Origin of the sequence: Mobiluncus sp., assembly GCF_034180645.1 — a bacterium.
Taxonomy (GTDB): domain Bacteria; phylum Actinomycetota; class Actinomycetes; order Actinomycetales; family Actinomycetaceae; genus Mobiluncus.
Window position 1 is genome coordinate 1 of record NZ_JAXFNY010000021.1, and the last position, 16,122, is coordinate 16,122.

Annotated in this window: 15 protein-coding genes and 1 tRNA gene; 6 read left to right on the forward strand and 10 right to left on the reverse strand. The window is 55.5% G+C overall.

Going from position 1 to position 16,122, the window contains the following annotated elements:
* Positions 1-212, forward strand: a 212-nt coding sequence (locus SPI05_RS08075) for a hypothetical protein (protein ID WP_321077615.1), incomplete at its 5' end; no start/stop codon positions are given.
* A 135-nt stretch (positions 213-347) separates the two neighbouring features.
* On the opposite strand, the gene SPI05_RS08080 is transcribed toward SPI05_RS08075, so the two are convergent.
* Positions 348-1,571 (reverse strand): ABC transporter permease, encoded by a 1,224-nt coding sequence (locus SPI05_RS08080; RefSeq protein ID WP_321077616.1) that lies wholly within the window; start codon positions 1,569-1,571, stop codon positions 348-350.
* A complete protein-coding gene (locus SPI05_RS08085; protein ID WP_414601981.1) occupies positions 1,568-2,554 on the reverse strand; it encodes an ABC transporter ATP-binding protein in 987 nt (328 codons plus the stop codon). Before SPI05_RS08085 ends, SPI05_RS08080 begins: the two co-directional genes overlap by 4 nt.
* A gap of 108 nt (positions 2,555-2,662) precedes the next feature.
* Here SPI05_RS08085 and SPI05_RS08090 point away from each other — a divergent pair, with 108 nt between their 5' ends.
* The 3 genes from SPI05_RS08090 to SPI05_RS08100 all read left to right on the forward strand — a co-directional run bounded on the left by SPI05_RS08090 (position 2,663) and on the right by SPI05_RS08100 (position 5,416).
* On the forward strand, positions 2,663-3,538 hold the full coding sequence (locus tag SPI05_RS08090; protein WP_321077618.1) for an undecaprenyl-diphosphate phosphatase: 876 nt from the start codon (positions 2,663-2,665) through the stop codon (positions 3,536-3,538).
* Positions 3,539-3,558: 20 nt separating this feature from the next.
* The gene (locus tag SPI05_RS08095; protein ID WP_321077619.1) at positions 3,559-4,185 is read left to right on the forward strand and encodes a MarC family protein; all 627 of its coding nucleotides are present in this window, start codon (positions 3,559-3,561) and stop codon (positions 4,183-4,185) included.
* 184 nt (positions 4,186-4,369) lie between these two features.
* Positions 4,370-5,416 (forward strand): NAD(P)-dependent alcohol dehydrogenase, encoded by a 1,047-nt coding sequence (locus tag SPI05_RS08100; protein ID WP_321077620.1) that lies wholly within the window; start codon positions 4,370-4,372, stop codon positions 5,414-5,416.
* Here the strand turns inward: SPI05_RS08100 and SPI05_RS08105 are convergent.
* The 6 genes from SPI05_RS08105 to SPI05_RS08130 all read right to left on the reverse strand — a co-directional run bounded on the left by SPI05_RS08105 (position 5,405) and on the right by SPI05_RS08130 (position 10,164).
* Entirely contained in the window at positions 5,405-5,842 is a 438-nt protein-coding gene (locus SPI05_RS08105; RefSeq protein WP_321077621.1) for a GtrA family protein, read from the reverse strand. The two genes, SPI05_RS08100 and SPI05_RS08105, sit on opposite strands and share 12 nt — an antisense overlap.
* Before the next feature lie 69 nt (positions 5,843-5,911).
* Positions 5,912-5,984, reverse strand: a tRNA-Ala gene (locus SPI05_RS08110).
* Between the two features lie 101 nt (positions 5,985-6,085).
* Positions 6,086-7,105, reverse strand: coding sequence for a hypothetical protein (locus SPI05_RS08115; RefSeq protein WP_414601986.1), 1,020 nt, complete (start codon positions 7,103-7,105; stop codon positions 6,086-6,088).
* Positions 7,106-7,359: 254 nt separating this feature from the next.
* The gene (locus SPI05_RS08120) at positions 7,360-8,019 is read right to left on the reverse strand and encodes a GNAT family protein (protein WP_321077623.1); all 660 of its coding nucleotides are present in this window, start codon (positions 8,017-8,019) and stop codon (positions 7,360-7,362) included.
* Between the two features lie 10 nt (positions 8,020-8,029).
* Positions 8,030-9,226 (reverse strand): gephyrin-like molybdotransferase Glp, encoded by a 1,197-nt coding sequence (gene glp / locus SPI05_RS08125; RefSeq protein ID WP_282922679.1) that lies wholly within the window; start codon positions 9,224-9,226, stop codon positions 8,030-8,032.
* Positions 9,226-10,164 carry a UTP--glucose-1-phosphate uridylyltransferase gene (locus tag SPI05_RS08130; RefSeq protein WP_321077624.1) on the reverse strand — a complete coding sequence of 313 codons (939 nt, stop codon included), beginning with the start codon at positions 10,162-10,164 and terminating at the stop codon, positions 9,226-9,228. Before SPI05_RS08130 ends, glp begins: the two co-directional genes overlap by 1 nt.
* A gap of 76 nt (positions 10,165-10,240) precedes the next feature.
* Here SPI05_RS08130 and SPI05_RS08135 point away from each other — a divergent pair, with 76 nt between their 5' ends.
* Both SPI05_RS08135 and SPI05_RS08140 read left to right on the forward strand, forming a co-directional pair.
* A complete protein-coding gene (locus SPI05_RS08135) occupies positions 10,241-10,888 on the forward strand; it encodes a 5-formyltetrahydrofolate cyclo-ligase (RefSeq protein WP_321077625.1) in 648 nt (215 codons plus the stop codon).
* Between the two features lie 138 nt (positions 10,889-11,026).
* Positions 11,027-11,623: an SAF domain-containing protein gene (locus SPI05_RS08140; protein ID WP_321077626.1), complete on the forward strand. Its 597-nt coding sequence runs from the start codon at positions 11,027-11,029 to the stop codon at positions 11,621-11,623.
* An 11-nt stretch (positions 11,624-11,634) separates the two neighbouring features.
* On the opposite strand, the gene SPI05_RS08145 is transcribed toward SPI05_RS08140, so the two are convergent.
* A complete protein-coding gene (locus SPI05_RS08145) occupies positions 11,635-11,892 on the reverse strand; it encodes a hypothetical protein (protein ID WP_321077627.1) in 258 nt (85 codons plus the stop codon).
* Between the two features lie 8 nt (positions 11,893-11,900).
* A complete protein-coding gene (locus SPI05_RS08150; protein WP_321077628.1) occupies positions 11,901-16,118 on the reverse strand; it encodes a DNA helicase in 4,218 nt (1,405 codons plus the stop codon).
* Positions 16,119-16,122 lie beyond the last annotated feature (4 nt).

A 16,122-nucleotide genomic window follows, 5' to 3' on the forward strand; every position in this document is an offset into this window, starting at 1 on the left:
AGCCAGAAAAACCTGACAAACACGGTCCTCATCAAATCAGAAAACCGCAAAAACACAAACAAAAGCACCCAAAAAAGGGCACCAAAAAACGCGTAAACAAAAAACAAAACGCTATCGAGATCAAAACCAACAAACCCACTCGCGCGAAGTCCCCCTCGCACCGGGGAACCCGATTTCAGAGCACAGAAATCCCTCAGCGGTTCATTCCGTAGCTTTGCCATCAGGCCCGATTTGCTACCCTACCGACTTAGTCAGTCGCAAGAGCAACGGATATATAACTTAGTAGGTTTCCTACACGGTGTCAAATCGAAGTTAAACATCCGGGGTTTCCCCCAGTTTTCAACTGTTTACGACACCGCTTCCCGACGCAAGGCATCCTTCAGTTTTATGCGTTCACCGGTGGCCAAGATTCCCCTGCGGTACAGCCGCGCTCCCAGCCATACCAAAACCGGCAAAATCGCCAAGTTTATCAACATAGAGAGCCAGGGCTCCCACCACTCCACGGTGGAGGAGGCAAGCTGACGTGCCGGCATCGCGTAGCAGTTAAGGAACGGAATTAGCGAGACCACTTTGATGAACACGCTTCCGGGAGTGAGTACCGAGAAAATGGCGGCGTAGAACCCGCCCAACTGCAGCAAACTGAGCGGAAGCGTGGACTGGCCAACATCTTCTTGACGCGATGCCAGCGCTCCCGCCCCGGCGAATAGCACCATATAGGTCGCTAAGCCCAAGATAAACCACACCAGGTACCAGCCGGAGAAACTGGCCAGGTCAATTCGGATTCCGCTGGTCAGACCCGAAATTAACAAGGCCACCAGTCCGGCTGAGCCCATGATTACGATTTGCAGAGCTCCCAATAATGTGATGCCCAGAATCTTGCCGATGAGGAGCTGCTTAGGAGTCACCGTAGAAACCAAAATTTCCACTATTCGTGAGGACTTTTCTTCGACTACCCCGTTAGCCACCAGTTGTCCCGACGCCATGACGACAATAAATAGCAAGGTAATTAGCACCATGACCACCAGGTAAGCAGCGAAGTTAAAGTCATCCCCGCTAGCCTCGGACTCTGAGATGTCTCTCACCTCGACCTGCACCTGCTGCATTTTCTGACCGATTTCCTGGAAACTACCGCCCAGATTCCCGATATACGAGCTCAACATGACGCTTTGCGCGGTGGAGTTAATCATCAACATCACCGTAGGAGAAGCCGGCCCATCGCTGAACACCACCGGTTTGTCCGCAGTGCCGCCAATCCCCAGGCTAATCTCCTTGTTTTGTACCGCCTGTTCCAATTCCTGATCGTCGGCGTATCCCTTGACCTTATACATCGGCCCCATCGGGGAAGCCGTATTCAGAAAGGGATTCGTCTCGGGTTCAAAGGCCGGTGCGTAACTTTGAGTTTGGGTGGTCACGCCGATTTGTTCGGTGTCTGCCTCGGAGAGGTGAAAGAAATTTGCCAATCCCCCTGCAATTAACACCACCAGCACCACCACGATGGTAGAGATAATGGCAGATTTGGATTTCATTCGCACCGAGAACTCACGCCCGGCGATAATCATGATTTGTTTCATTCCTGCCCCTCTTTCACGCCCTCAGTCTCGGCGCCGACCGTCGCGGTTACCTCGGATTTTGGTTCATTTTCCTCCACGGCGTTACGGAAGATTTCCGCCAGAGAAGGAATCACGGGGACGAATTCGGTAACAGCCCCTGCTTCTACCGCTGCTTGCAGTATGGCGTGAGCCGTAGGGCTGTCAGAAAGAACCGGCACCAGCAAACCGCCAGGAATAAACTGTACCGACTGGTTTAATCTGCGAGTGGCCTCCACCCCCGCCGCCACGGCAGCTTCGTCGCCGCACAGCCTGACCACTGGAGTCCCGGCCTCACGCCGCAGCTTGTGAACCTCACCCGAGGCAACTATGGAACCGCCCGAAAGAATCGATACGTGCGTACACAGCGACTCCACCAGGGACAGCTGATGCGACGAGAAAATGACCGGCACCCCTTGTACCGCGTACTCCCGCAACACCCCACTCATGACATCAACTGCCAGCGGATCCAAGCCCGAAAACGGTTCGTCGAGAATCAACATCACCGGATTGTGAACCAGCGCCGCCGCTAGCTGCACGCGCTGCTGGTTGCCGAGGGAAAGTTTTTCCACGTTATCTTTCAGCCGCTCGGACACTCCTAAACGATCAACCCAGTTGCGCGTCGATTGGCGTGCGGTACTTCGATTCTGGCCGTGCAATCTGGCGAAATATTCCAGCTGCTCGCCAACTTTCATCTTTGGATACAGGCCGCGTTCCTCCGGCATGTATCCAATGGAGGCCCGGACCGGGGCATCGATAGGTCTGTCCCCAAAGGTTACCCGTCCCCGATTCGCGCCAGTGATGCCCATCACGATGCGCATGGTTGTGGTTTTCCCAGCTCCGTTCGCCCCCACGAAACCCATGACTTGACCAGGCTCCACGCTCATGGAAACACCTCGTAAAACGTCCCGCGTTTCAAAAGATTTGTACAAGCCCTCAATGCGCAGAGTTCTACTGTTTTGTTCCAAAATTTCCCCTCACACCAGATTGTCAAGCCAAAACCAGGATACAATAATCCCCCGGGCTTCCGGTTCCGTTTGTCAAGGTTTCACGATGCGACGTATAGGATAAAACCCATGTCATGGTGGGAAGCGCTAATCCTCGGTATCGTCGAGGGCATTACAGAATACTTACCGGTCTCTTCGACAGGACACCTCACGATTACTGAATACCTGATGGGTAAACAAATCGATGACATAGGGATGGTTGCTTTTACAGCGGTCATTCAAATCGGCGCCATCGCAGCGGCAGTACTGTATTTTTGGACCGACATTTGGCGCATCATCAAGGCTTGGGTGACAGGTTTGTTTCACAAGTCCGCCCGCCGCAATCCCGATTATCGCTTCGGTTGGGCCATCATCATTGGGTCTGTACCGATTGCCGTGGTGGGCTTGCTGTTTAAGGATTTTATCGAGACTGGCTTGCGTTCCATGTGGTTCGTAGCTGCCGGATTGGTGGTGTGGTCAGCAGTGTTGTTCGCTGCCGACCACTATGCGGCGCGCTTGGCGACAAAAACTCCAGCTCCCGACTCACCGCAAGCAACGAAAACGGACAATGAAACCACTGTTATTCAGGCGCTCCTCATTGGCCTAATGCAATGTGTCTCGCTCATTCCCGGAGTTTCGAGATCCGGAGCCACGATTTCTGCGGGCCTGTTCCTGGGCTTTGACCGGGTTTTGGCGACTCGTTTATCTTTCTTCCTGGGGATTCCGGCGTTGGTTGCCGCGGGAACTCTGGAAGGAGTGAGCAACTTCGACACTATTGGCGCGACTGTAGGTTGGGTACCCACCATTTTGGGGCTGGTCATGTCGTTTGTGATCGGGTACGTATCTATCGCCTGGTTACTGAAGTTTGTCTCGAAGCACAGTTTTAACTCCTTCATCATCTATCGTCTGTGCATTGGCGGGCTCATCGCAGTGCTGCTGATTTCCGGCATTATCCCGGCAAACTGATTTCAGGTATCGTGGAGTCCATGAAAACTGAACTGGGGTTGTTTATCTCTACATTCACCACATTGTTTGTAATCATCGATCCCTTTGGGAACCTCCCCGTGTTCATGTCTCTAACCAAAAATCTCCCCAAGAAACAGCGTCAAACCGTCGCTTGGCAGGCTAACCTGTTGGCGATTATCATCCTGTTCGTATTCGGGTTCTTTGGCTTTCAGCTGTTCGGCCTGTTGGGAATCAGTCCCGCAGCTTTACAGATTTCCGGCGGACTGCTGCTGTTGATTGTGGCTCTGCAACTGTTGACCGGTGCGGAGGGAACTGTCGGCGAAGAGGGGGGCTCGTTGAATATCGCCGCCGTTCCTTTGGGTACTCCCCTGTTGGCAGGACCGGGAGCAATAGTAGCTCTGATGGTGGCCATGGGACACGCCGGACAGCATCCCCTGTCCGTTATCGCGGTGACCGGTGGAACCCTCGCTGTGATGTTCACCTCGTGGCTCGCTATGCATTTTGCTACGCCTATCATCCGATTCCTAGGCGATTCTGGCGTCGCGGTGATGACGCGATTGGCGGGCATGCTGCTCGCCGCCATCGCGGTGGAGCTGATGATTAGCGGTGTCATTTCGGTAGTACAGGACGTAGCTAAAACCCTATAGAAATCGATAAGAAATAAATTATACCTAAATTTTGTATTCTATTTTTCTGACGAATACAGGCTCTTCCCGGATTAACTCCGCGCGCTCCTTACGAAATTGAACTAAGCTGAAGCGGCTATACATCGAGGCGACGCTTCGCGATTAGGCGAAACCGCGGCTTCGCCTAAATCCGAGGAGGAGAACAATGACGCAAGTAAAAGCCTACGCGATGGACGGGCCCGATCAGCCATTTCACCCGACAATCTTGAAACGCCGTGAGCCCGGCGCTACCGAGGTGTATTTCGAAGTGAAATATGCCGGGGTCTGTCACTCCGATATCCACACGGGCCGCGGCGAATGGGGGTCAGTCATCTATCCGCTTACGCCGGGCCATGAAATTGCGGGCATTGTTACTAAGATTGGAACGAACGTTACAAAGTTTAAAGTTGGCGATCGCGTCGGCGTGGGCTGCTTCGTGGATTCCTGCGGACACTGCGAGACTTGCCAAGCTGGCAGCGAACAGTTTTGTCGCAACGACGGGGGCACCATCTGGACTTATAACTGCGTGGGCCGTGATGGACTGCCCACGGCTGGAGGCTACTCGCAGGGAATCACCGTTGAACAAGACTATATTTGCCACATTCCGGATTCCATCCCCCTGGACAAAGCCGCTCCGATTATGTGTGCGGGTATCACCTTGTACTCCCCTCTGACTCGCTGGGGCGCAGGACCCGGCAAGAAGGTTGCTATCGTGGGAATGGGCGGCCTGGGCCACATGGGGGTCCAGATTTCTGCCGCTCTGGGGGCAGAGACTCACGTCATCTCGCGCACACGCGCCAAAGAGGCTGACGCGCTCCGGTTCGGAGCTGTAGAACTTCACCCAACTTCTGAGCCGGGCACCTGGGAGTCGATGGCAGGACAGTTTGATCTGGTTGTTTCCACGCTGAGCGATGGGGTGGAACTTGACGACCTGGTTGCTTGCGTGAAACCTGAGGGTGTGGTGGCAGTGGTCGGGCTGCCCGAGCACAGGCAAGAATTCTTGATGCGCAATATCGTCAATGATCAAAAGGTTATCACCGGTTCCAACATCGGTAGCATTGGCAAGACTCAGGAAGTACTGGATTTTTGTGCCGAGCATGACATCGCTCCCCAGATTGAAATCATCAGCGGGGACAAAATCAACGAGGCCTGGGATAACGTCGTGGATGCCAAGGTGCGCTACCGCTACGTGATTGATACCTCAACTTTCTGATTCACGCGAGTCTAAAAAGATTTTCCGCGTCACAAAATTCCACACCGCGACAACCAGGGTGGCAAGGATTTTTGTGATGAGAGGGTCGATGCAAAACACGACATCGCCGACGTAGAGCATGATTTCGTTGATGCCTAAGCCGATGACGGCACCTACGAAGAAGAGGATGATTTCACGTCGGCGAGTCATGTCGCTTTTGTGTCTGAAAACATAGCGCATGGATGCTGCGTAGTTAAAGGCCAGAGACACACAAAAAGAGATAACCGCCGAGATGAGGTAATGAATTCCTACGATTTTGTACAGAAAAGCAAAAAGTGCATAGTCGATAAAGAAAGCCAATAATCCGACAATCCCGAAACCGATAATCTGTTTGCACAGATGCCGCAGCTTCTTCCAGAGATGAGACGATTGCGGTGCTGTGGCCATTTCCGTGTGCTCGACTGTTGTTTACGACAAAAAATCGGAATCGGTTTCGTCCGATTCCGATTCCTATCGTGGAGCATAGGGGATTCGAACCCCTGACCTCAACATTGCGAACGTTGCGCGCTACCAACTGCGCCAATGCCCCGGTTCGTATAGATTGTAGCGGTTGGAGGGACTAACTTCCAATTTTCCCGGCCCTTTAGACAGGCCCGCAAAAATGCGCCGGAGATTGAACGAAAATGCGCTTTAGTCTCCGCTGGCGCGACGCCGCTCCAGGATGCTCTCCAAGTCCACCGGAGCCGCACTGACGTCTTCTGCGGCCAGAGCCTCACCGGCAGGCAGAATCTGGGCTGTCTGGGGACGCATGGGTACCGGGGCATATTGCCAATCGGCACGAAAATCTTGCTCCACCACTACCTGGCGGATTGCACCAGTCTTAAGCGTGTAGGACGGGGTCGGTAAATCAGCGGGATTCCACTTTGTGGTGGTTTCCTGCACAGTTTCAACAGGATTCTCAGCGCTTTCAATACCGGGCGCGGTCTCGGATTTGGCATTTTCGCTGCGGCGGTGGTCTGGCTTTTCTGCCGGAACCTGAGCTTCAGCATTGGTGTCATTTTTTACCGGACGTTCAATATCGGTGCGGCAGTCCGCTTCTTCGACCAGGCTCACCGCCGTGGCAGGGGCGGCTTCATTAGCTATCCGGACCGCTTGAGCCAGCGTACCGGACGCCGGTTTTCCTCCCGCTAGCGAAGCCGCAGCGACCTTGGCCCACTGCTTAGCTCCGCGCATCCCGACGGACTGCAAGGCCGCGCGCCCCGCGGGGCTTTGCGCCAAACGCTTTTCGAGAACTCGAATGGACTGCTGGAATTGACGATCCTGCTCGCGACCGCGCTTTGCCGCTATCGTTCCCCAGGAAATAGTCGCGGCGATGCCCAATATGGGCGCCACCAGCACCCACCACGCCAGGAAACCAGTGGCCGCAAGGGCGCTGACTATCGCCAAAGCTAGCACCATGCCACCCAACAATCCAGCACGACGACGGGCCGAAGTAACACGATTGGAAGCTGCGGCCGCACGGTCGGCTTTCACTTCTGTGTAGGCTCTCAAATCCTGAGCCATTTTAATGGGACGAGTCGCCGCACGTCCGAGTTTACCTTGGTTTTTATGCAGAGCTACCTCGACGGAGTGCGGTTGTTTAACCTGTTGGTCCAAGTCCAAAAGGCGCACCCCGTCCGAAAAACGATCATCATTTCGGGCTTGACCCATCAGACGTCGCGATTTGGCCACCTGCGGCAATAGCACCACGGTGACCACCAGTGTCAGGCCTAAAAGAATCCATGCAGAGATACCCACAAACCCAAAATAACGACCGGGCGGTACAAAAGGGTCACGCCACTCCGTACTCCCCTCGGAATACCACAGTTTGACCAGCGACGAAAACCTCAACAGTTAACAGGCGCCACACCGCTAACACCGTTCACACCGTTTCGCTAACTATTTTTAACTGGCAACTAGCCGCGCTAACGTGCCGTCTCTAACCTGGCCACCGTGCTGCCGGGATGCCATTCTTCCGTAGTAATCGCGAAAGAACTATGATCACGCCACGCCCCATCAATGTAGAGAAAACGCTGACGCAATCCTTCATAGCGCAGACCGAGCTTTTCTACGACCCGCAACGAGGGACTATTTTCCGGCCGAATATTGACTTCCAAACGATGCAGACCGTAAGAGGCAAAGCCCCAATCGATGACCATAGCAAGAGCCAGTGGAGTCAGACCCCGACCGGCGAAGCGAGAGTTAATCCAATAGCCCAGGGCGGCACTCATCTCAGCACCACGATGCACAGAGCTGAGAGAAATTTGACCAACTAGACGCCCCTCGGCAACGATTCCGAAATACATCCCCTGCCCCAAGCGCGCGGTGCGTGCAGCATCTTTCACGAACTCATCAATACTGACCGGGTGACCCAACCCCGGCGGTGCTCCAGCTTCCCAAGGTGCCAGCCATGCCCGGTCGCCCATTCGCAACTTCTCGATAGCGATGAAGTCGCGCCCCTTTAGCTGGCGCACTTCCAACCAATCGAAATCTGTCTGTAAACCTCGTTGTTTCAGGTTTTCTTCCCGGATAATAACCCGTCGGTACGCCCCCGGATAAACGGTTTCACCTCGCAAATTACGCATTTTGTAACGCTCATTCCAAAACCATGCAGTGTAAGGTTTGCTGCGGCTGGACTTCCGTAACGTCTTCCGGAACGACCGCGAACGCATTGGCCTGGGCCAAAGCCGCCAGGCGGGCCTGTGGATGCGACCCCAACACTTCTCCGCGGTAGTCTCCAGGTTTTCCAGTCAAAGCCACGGGGACGAACTCACGACGTTCCGCGGGAGAAACCCAACCTCGTGACATTTTGGCCGGCACGGAACTACGGTACAGATTCGACCAACCTGCCATCTTTCGCAAAGCCGGACGCACAAAGGTCTCAAAAGCAACTTGGGCAGCCACCGGATTACCCGGTAAACAATAAATCGGCACCTCGCCCAGCTTGCCCACCCCCAACTGGCGACCCGGAGCAATGGCCACATTGTCAAACCGTACCGAGCCTAAAGGCGTGAGCACGTCCTTTACGGTGTCTGCCGGGCCGTAAGACAAACCTCCCGTGGTAACAATCACATCGGCACGCACCAGCTGGTCTTCAATAGTCTCACGCAACTGCGAGCGCTCATCGGTGACCATAACCCGAAAAGTTTTCGCGTCAACTTCTTCGGCAGCCGCGGCCAAGCAATGACCATTCGCATCATTAACCTGACCCGGTTCACGATGGGCTCCCGGCTCTACAAGTTCATCACCAATGCTCAAAATCACGACCCGAACTCGGGGATGGACCCGCACCCGACTCCTGCCCAGAGCAGCCAATAAGGCTATTTTCTGCGCATCCAAACGTTGGCCGGCACGCAGTACCGTAGTACCGCTGGGGACATCAATATCGCTGGGAATGACCATAGTGGCGAATCCCGGAGAAACCGGCTGATTGATAGTGACTTGGGAAATTCCCATATCTGTAGACTCCACCGGCACAACAGCATCTGCCCCCGGTGGCAGCGGAGCCCCTGAGGCAATCCGGATGGCGCTGCCCGGAACCAATCGAGTCCACACGGTGTCACCCGCTTGAATATCTGCGGTGACGGGCAAGATTGTGGGAGCGTGAGCCACGTCCTGCGCCCGAACCGCGTAACCATCCCCACCAGCCAAGTCAGTTGCAGGTAGGCTGGATTCGGCAATAATATCCGCCGATAATACACAACCCACAGCATCTTCCAGGGGTACTGCCAGTTCCGGCAGAGGCTCGGCGGCCAGCAGGCACAGATTGAGGTGTTCCCCGACAGAACGCATCAGCAAGCGCCTGCCTTTCCGCCCTGACCCGCGGCGCTTTCTGTGGAAGTGGGGGCTACTCCCGGTCCGTCAGGCGAACCGACTAAGCCCCGCATATATTCTCGAAGATGAGCACCAAAATCAGGATTTTCCAGGGAAAGTTCCATTTGCGCCTGCAGGTATCCGGACAAATTTCCGGTATCGAAGTGGCGTCCGCGCGAAACAACCCCCCAGACGCCGCCGCCTTCCTTAACCGGAGTCTCAGCAAAGGCCGCCAGCGCATCCGTAAGCTGGATTTCATTGTTGCGTCCCGGCGGGGTTTGGGCCAAAATCTCAAAAATACGAGAATCCAAAACGTAGCGTCCCATCAAGGCATAAGGCGAACGGACCTGATCCGCTTCCGGTTTCTCAATAATGTCAGCAAGCTTGAACACTCCGTGCCCCGCTGCTGCTGCACCCAATTCGACCGGCTCAACCCGTGCGGAACTGTAAAGTTTCGCCTCGTCCGCACTGACTTCCATCAGCGCCACCACGCACCCTCCGGTCACCGCGTGCACGTCCAACATAGTCTGCAACAGAGGATCTTCCGGGTGATACAAATCATCCGGAAGCTGCACCACAAAAGGCTGTTCTCCCACGTAATCACGAGCCTGCAGGACGGCGTGGCCCAATCCTCGAGCCTGTTCTTGCATGACCAAATCAACCTGGGGCAAGGGTAAATCCTGGGGATTCGACTCGCAGTCGGCGTTGGCAAAAAAATCTCTCAGAGCTGGCTTTCGAGGGCTGGTCACCACGTGAAACTGCTCAATTCCACAGCGGAGGGCTTCCTCAATCACTGTCATGATTACCGGCCGATCCACCAAGGGAAACAACTCTTTGGGAACTGATTTCGTCAGAGGATACATCCGGGTTCCCTTCCCAGCGGCGGGGATGACGGAGCACCTAACTTCTAAACTCATGAATCAAGCCTAATCTATCCCGATGTAATAACAAGATAAATAAACGTAAATAAGGCACAATGTTAAGGTGCATGAGATGGAGCTAAACTTACCGGATTTACGTGGGCAAGAGCCCGAAGACGCTAAGCAACAGTTAAGGCAACTCATTCGCAGCGCTCGGGAGCGGCTCAGTGATAGCCAAGTTTCCCAGGCTGGTCAGGAAATTAGAGATCGAGTGCTGGAGTTCGCGACAGACTTTCACACAATTGCCTGCTACGTCTCAGTTAAGAAAGAGCCTCCAACCTTGGATTTAATCGAGGCGCTGTATCAGCAAGGCAAGCGGCTGTTGGTGCCAAAGCTGGGTTCGAAGCTCAACCGTGATTGGGCTTTTTATGCGGGTCGCGATGATTTGGCCAACCGCTCACCGAACCGGCCGATGGAACCCAGTGGGGACGCTCTCGATTCCTCTGCCTTAGCAGCTGTAGACCTGGTCATCACCCCTGCTCTAGCGGTTGATCGACAAGGAAATCGCTTGGGCCAGGGTGGAGGTTGGTATGACCGCGCTCTGCCCTATGTTCAGAAACGGACCCCTATCTATGCGCTGTGCTACGCCCATGAGTTGCAGCGGGAACTGATTCTTCCCACGGACCAGTACGATATTCCGGTAACCGGGGTATTGACGCCCTCTTGCTGCTTCAAGTTGGAAGGCTCCGAGTTTCAAAAGTCGGGAATTTTGCCCGCTTAATTCCCTTCCATCGGCCCTTTGTCCTGCTGTTTTACTCGATTACAGAGGGTTTTCCACAAGGGTGGTAAAAATGGGGTTTTCCACAGGTAGATAGCCCCGATAGTGGCGCGCTGTCCGCCATCTTCCTAGCGTGGACTCATGAGCATGAATCGTTTTTGGAATTGGCGTTACCCCCTAGCCGCGGGTCTGGCTATCATGGCTGTGTTCGTTGTGGTGACGCTCTTTTTACCTGAGAAAGCTGGAGCCTCCGTGGTGGTGGTCAAACACGAAATCTGTGCGGGTTGTGAAATTACCGCAAAGGACGTGAGGCTTTCCACCCTGGCTCCTTCCGCTGTCCCCCAGGACCACTTTCAAAAAGCTGACCGTGTCATCGGGAAAACCGCGGCGGTGAACTTGAGTTCCGGGACCGTGCTGCAGCCTGCATTGCTGGTGGAAAACGCGGTGGAGGACCTGCGGACAGGAGAAGTCGCCTTCGCCATCGAAGTCAGCGACCCTGCGGTAGCAGGGTTCTCCAAGACCGGGCAACCGGTTGAAATTTGGTGTTCCGGGGGGAGCGTGGATGGGGAACTATTAGCTTCCAATGCACGGGTTGTCGGGGTAAAGGCCGTCTCCGAGAGTTTTCTGGGCACCGGGAACTCCGCCGCTATCGCTTACCTGGCGGCTCCCGAGGACGAAGCTCGTCGAGTCGTCGCCGCCAAAACAGACTACGACCTGAGTTTCGTAGTTCGGAGATAGTAAATCCCTGCTTACAGTTTCCCGAAATGCGGGGGAATGTCGGCTTTCAGCCGTTTGTCGTTGGTTTCGTCAATTTCATCTGGCGTTTCCGGAGGCGCCTCGAGGCTTCCGCCGCCGGGAACGGCAAAGGGGTTGTCTTTGCCCTCGTCTTGCCGGGAGATATAGGTGGCCCTACGGTGACGGCGAATTCGCTGGCGTTCCCGTCTCGGTTCGGGCTGAGCCTTTTGAGTGGCAAAAATGTCGCGTGGAGTAGGTTTGTTCTGTTCCATCGTTCTCCTCACAAGGCAGCGTTGCGCCGCCGTACCACGTGGCGCAGCACGGCATCGACTTGGGCACCACGGCGCGATAACTCTAAGGTCTCCCGCAGTTCCTGCACCTGCTGGTCCTCGCTGCGTGCCACCCCGTCGGATTGAATCCACTCCAGCAACTCGTCCAACTGGTCATCTCCATAAGCTGCCAGGGGCAACCCTTTAGCGACCGGGGGACGCGGGCTGCGAGTTGCGCCGACTACGCGAAGGTACGGGGCAACGGGACTTTCCGCAAAGGCCTCACCTTCAGGGGCAGTCTTGACGGAGCCCTCAGCACGAGTTTCCTCAGGTTCCTGCACCGCAGTGGCTGTCGATGAAGACATTTCTGTACCATTCAGTACAGGATTTGGACTATTCGGTTCTTCTGTAACTTCAATTTGAGGAGCCGCGATGAGAGGAACCGAAAGGGCATCTTTTCGGCTAGCCAAAGTCGTTTCCACCGCGTGACGAACTTTTGCCGCCTGTGCCGCCGGGTTGGCAAAAACTTCCATGGTGTAACAGGTAATGACTGTCCAACCGGCCGCTTCCAGGCGGGCAGGCCACAGCCTTTCCCGCCTGCGCAAGGAAGGTTCTCTCACGTAAGTATCGTCATCGGTCAGCACCGCCACCAGCAGTTCACTGGGTAGCTCGGCGGATCCGATGGCCAGGGGAATCTGAATACCGTCTTTCAATCCGAAACGAGGAACCACCGTCAGTCCCGCTCGCCACAGACGCTCCGCTAAATCCACCAGGAGACGATCCGGCTCCGATTCGAAAGATTCCGGAGTAGTTAAAGCCCGCTCCATGCCTTCGGGGTTGTCAGCGGAGTCCAGCAAATCCACCAGCATTCGAGCCCCCGGCTCGCTAAGTTTGGACGTATCGACTTCATTGGCTCTAAACGCGCTGACAATTTCGAGCCTTTGGCGCACGACTTCCAGACAGCTAACCACGTGCGCGACCCCGGAAGGACCGGAAACCGGACCAAAGTTCAACTGGACCCGTCCGTGCGGCGTCTTGGACATACCCAAACTCATAATGACCACGTCACGGCGCAGCCCGCCAGCCGTGGCAGAATCGACCACCACGAAAGGTTCCCTCCCGCTCTGGAAGAAATCCTGAGCCTGCGGCACTTTTGCCAAGGCATCGTTCAGGGCGGAACGAATCCGCGCGACGGCCCCGGGATTCAAGCAGACTACCGCCAGGGACTGAGAGGCCCGATTCAGGGCGTGATCCAAAATCAACTCCACCACGCGGGAAATTTCGACCCGAGAGATGACCGGCGACCCATCCCGCGCCAAAGGAGACTCTGAACCGGTTACCACGTGGAGTTTCACCAAAGAAGCCGGACGTGGGGACGGCACAGGCGCCACGGACTCACCGTAACCGTGACTGGCCAGGAACAACGCAACCTGCTCGGAAAGCTCACCCAAATCCGAACGCAGAGAAACGACCGGCAAAACCTTCGCTGCGACCTGGGTAAATCCAGTCCACCCTCGCCGAGAATCACCGAGTACTACCAGCTGCTTGGCTCGCGCAATGAGCGGAATCACTTGAGACAAGCTCATAAAATCCAGATGATCCAGCACCAGGACTTCAATTGTGGAATTTCCATAAATCTGGGCCAGCAGGTAGGGCGAAAGTGCCCAGACCGGGCACCGCTGACGGATGAGCGGGGCAAAACTTTGGAAGTCGGACAGCGCCCCCATATCGCCAATCTCTAACACAGATTGCAAAGCCGCGGTGGCGGGAGCCTGCCCCTGGCGCGCTTGGTTCGCTAGCTCATGCATGGCTCGCGCCACGGGGTAAGGTAGCGATTCGATTTGTGCCAAATCTAGGGAACGTAAGGTATCCGCCAACTCGTGCATGGCGGCCCCGTCAATACCGGCCAAGACCGGGTCGCTATGCATAATTTTTAGCAAAATGGCAGACCACCAGGCCAAATCCAGCTCTGCCAGAGCTAACTCAGCGGGTACTCGCCGGGCCCGCAAATCATCGAGAAGCGGACCCAACCCGGACTCTTTCAATTCCTTTAACAGCTGTACCTGCAGGGGCAGGCGTAAGGCCTGGTCAGTAGTTTCATCGAGGGACTTTACTAAATTCAAAAGGTCGGCCAGCGGCACTTCCTCTGGTTTCGTCCCTTCCGGAGTGGTGACTTGGCTAAGGATGGGGGCAACTGCCGCAACTTCGGCGAAAATTTGCGCCGAAAGCTCCTGTACCGCCTCGAATTCTTGCGGAATGCGGGGCCAGGCGCCTGGCAATGCATGACGGCGCCACAGGTCACGAAAACTTTGGACGCGCACCAGTTCATCGTGTAAATCCTGAGGCGTGATTCCCGGACGCAGAGCATCTTTGGCCTGCTTCACCAGATTGCGCTTATCCTTACCCTTAATCGGTAGGGAGCGTTCTTGTCGCCATTTGCGGCTGGCTGTAGCTATGACCATGTCCGCGGCCGAATGCTCAAAAATTTCGGGTTGGAAAATATCCAGAGATTGCGCCACCCCGGTCAGCATTCCCAGCTGTTCTTTCCAGGCGTTTAGGGTCGAGGGGAGGACCAGCCCGGTTTCTTCGCTGACCCGTTCTAATTCCTGATGCAGCCTTCCCAGGCGACCGTCTGCCAGCGCATGAATTTTTTCGATGGCATCCTGGGCATCTGATTCGGTGGACAGTACCACCCCTTTCCAGGGGGATTCTTGCAAGTCTGGTTCAAGCAGACCGGCATCTTGGGCTCGGGTCAACAGTTCACGAGCCCGTTCGCGTCCTTCTTTGCTGGAGTGTTCGTCATCGGCAAGTTCCAGTTTGACTTTTGTGCGCGGCCCCGGCTGCGCGCTGGTTAAATCTGCGAGAGCCTGCAGTGCTGCATAGGCGGAAACCCCCCACGGTTCACGCACCACGTGCAAACGTTGCGTATAAGCACTGAGTTTGTCTCGAGTTTGGCGCAGCCTCTCGTGTGCATCGCCCAATTCCGTAACCGGTACGGGCGGTTGCGGATACGCGGTGTCCCCGCTCAGCAATTGGTCTCGTAGAGCGCTGCGCCACTCACTAGCTCCGGTCAGGTCCAACACGAAACTGCCCAATCCGGCCTTTTGCAAACCTTCCACCGTCGTCTTACCAATCCGGCGCACTCCCGGTACGTAGCAAACGTGTTTCCCGCTAGCTCCGCAATCAGCCAAAATGGCCTGTACAGTAGATGAACCGGGAGCACCTGGAGGAACCTCAACAAAAATGGAACGTCCGCTGGCAATCAGCTCCACAACTCGAGCTTGGCTTACGTCCAAGTCGCCGATACCGCGTTCCAAATCCGGATCACGATCCGCCGGACTGGTCTCGGGCAGCGGCTCTAAGAGCTCTGCAGCTGCCGATTTGTCTCCCGCAAAGGCTCTGACCAGCGGATTTTCACCAGCGACCGGGAGGATGGTGTCCCAGTCTGAGCTGAGCACCGCACTGGAGACCCCTAGATTGGCAACAAGCAGGTTTTCCTTGAGGTCAAACCCCGGGATGAAGTCCTGTCCCGCCCGGCGAATCGCTTCGAGAGCCGGGGTGACGTTCAATCGGCCATCCTCTAAGCTCGAAGCGATTATGGCTTCGGGATTGCAGTCGATATGGCGATCCTTAAACGCTTTCACCAAGACCGGATTCATCACGACCGATCCGCCCATTTTCAATGTGTAGTCCCCGTCAACCGCTTCTAGTTCCAACGGACGCATCAGCACGGGCAGGTTAAATTGTTCCAGTTTGAAATGACTCAGTTCAGGGCGAGTCCCCCGTTCAGATTCTTTAAACGGCGGTAGTTGAGTCCAGTTGGCTACCCCAATCACCAGATTAGTGGGGTACAGCCCACAGCGGGACACTGAAGATTTCTTTTCCGCGTCGAGCTTCCTCATCACCGCTCGGGCGGCGCCCAAGGCAGCGCTATCGCGCAGCAAAGAAGATAACTTTGTCAGCCGGCCGCCATAGAGCTGGGCTACGCCTGCGGGATGCGCCCCGGTTAAATCAAGAAGGTTCTCCAGGGAGTCGATGTCACGTATCCCCTGGGCTCCCGGTGAGGCTGAGGCTTCGCCGGCCCATAGTGCCAGACGCTCTTGGACCGGGTCTACCTCTACAGACTGTAAAACCTCGGTGGCAGCATCATTCTGGTCAGAGGAATCGGGGTCGGAATTTTCCGCGCTCCCCCCAGGGTTTTGTACCAGCTGTTCCAAATCTTCTTCCACATAT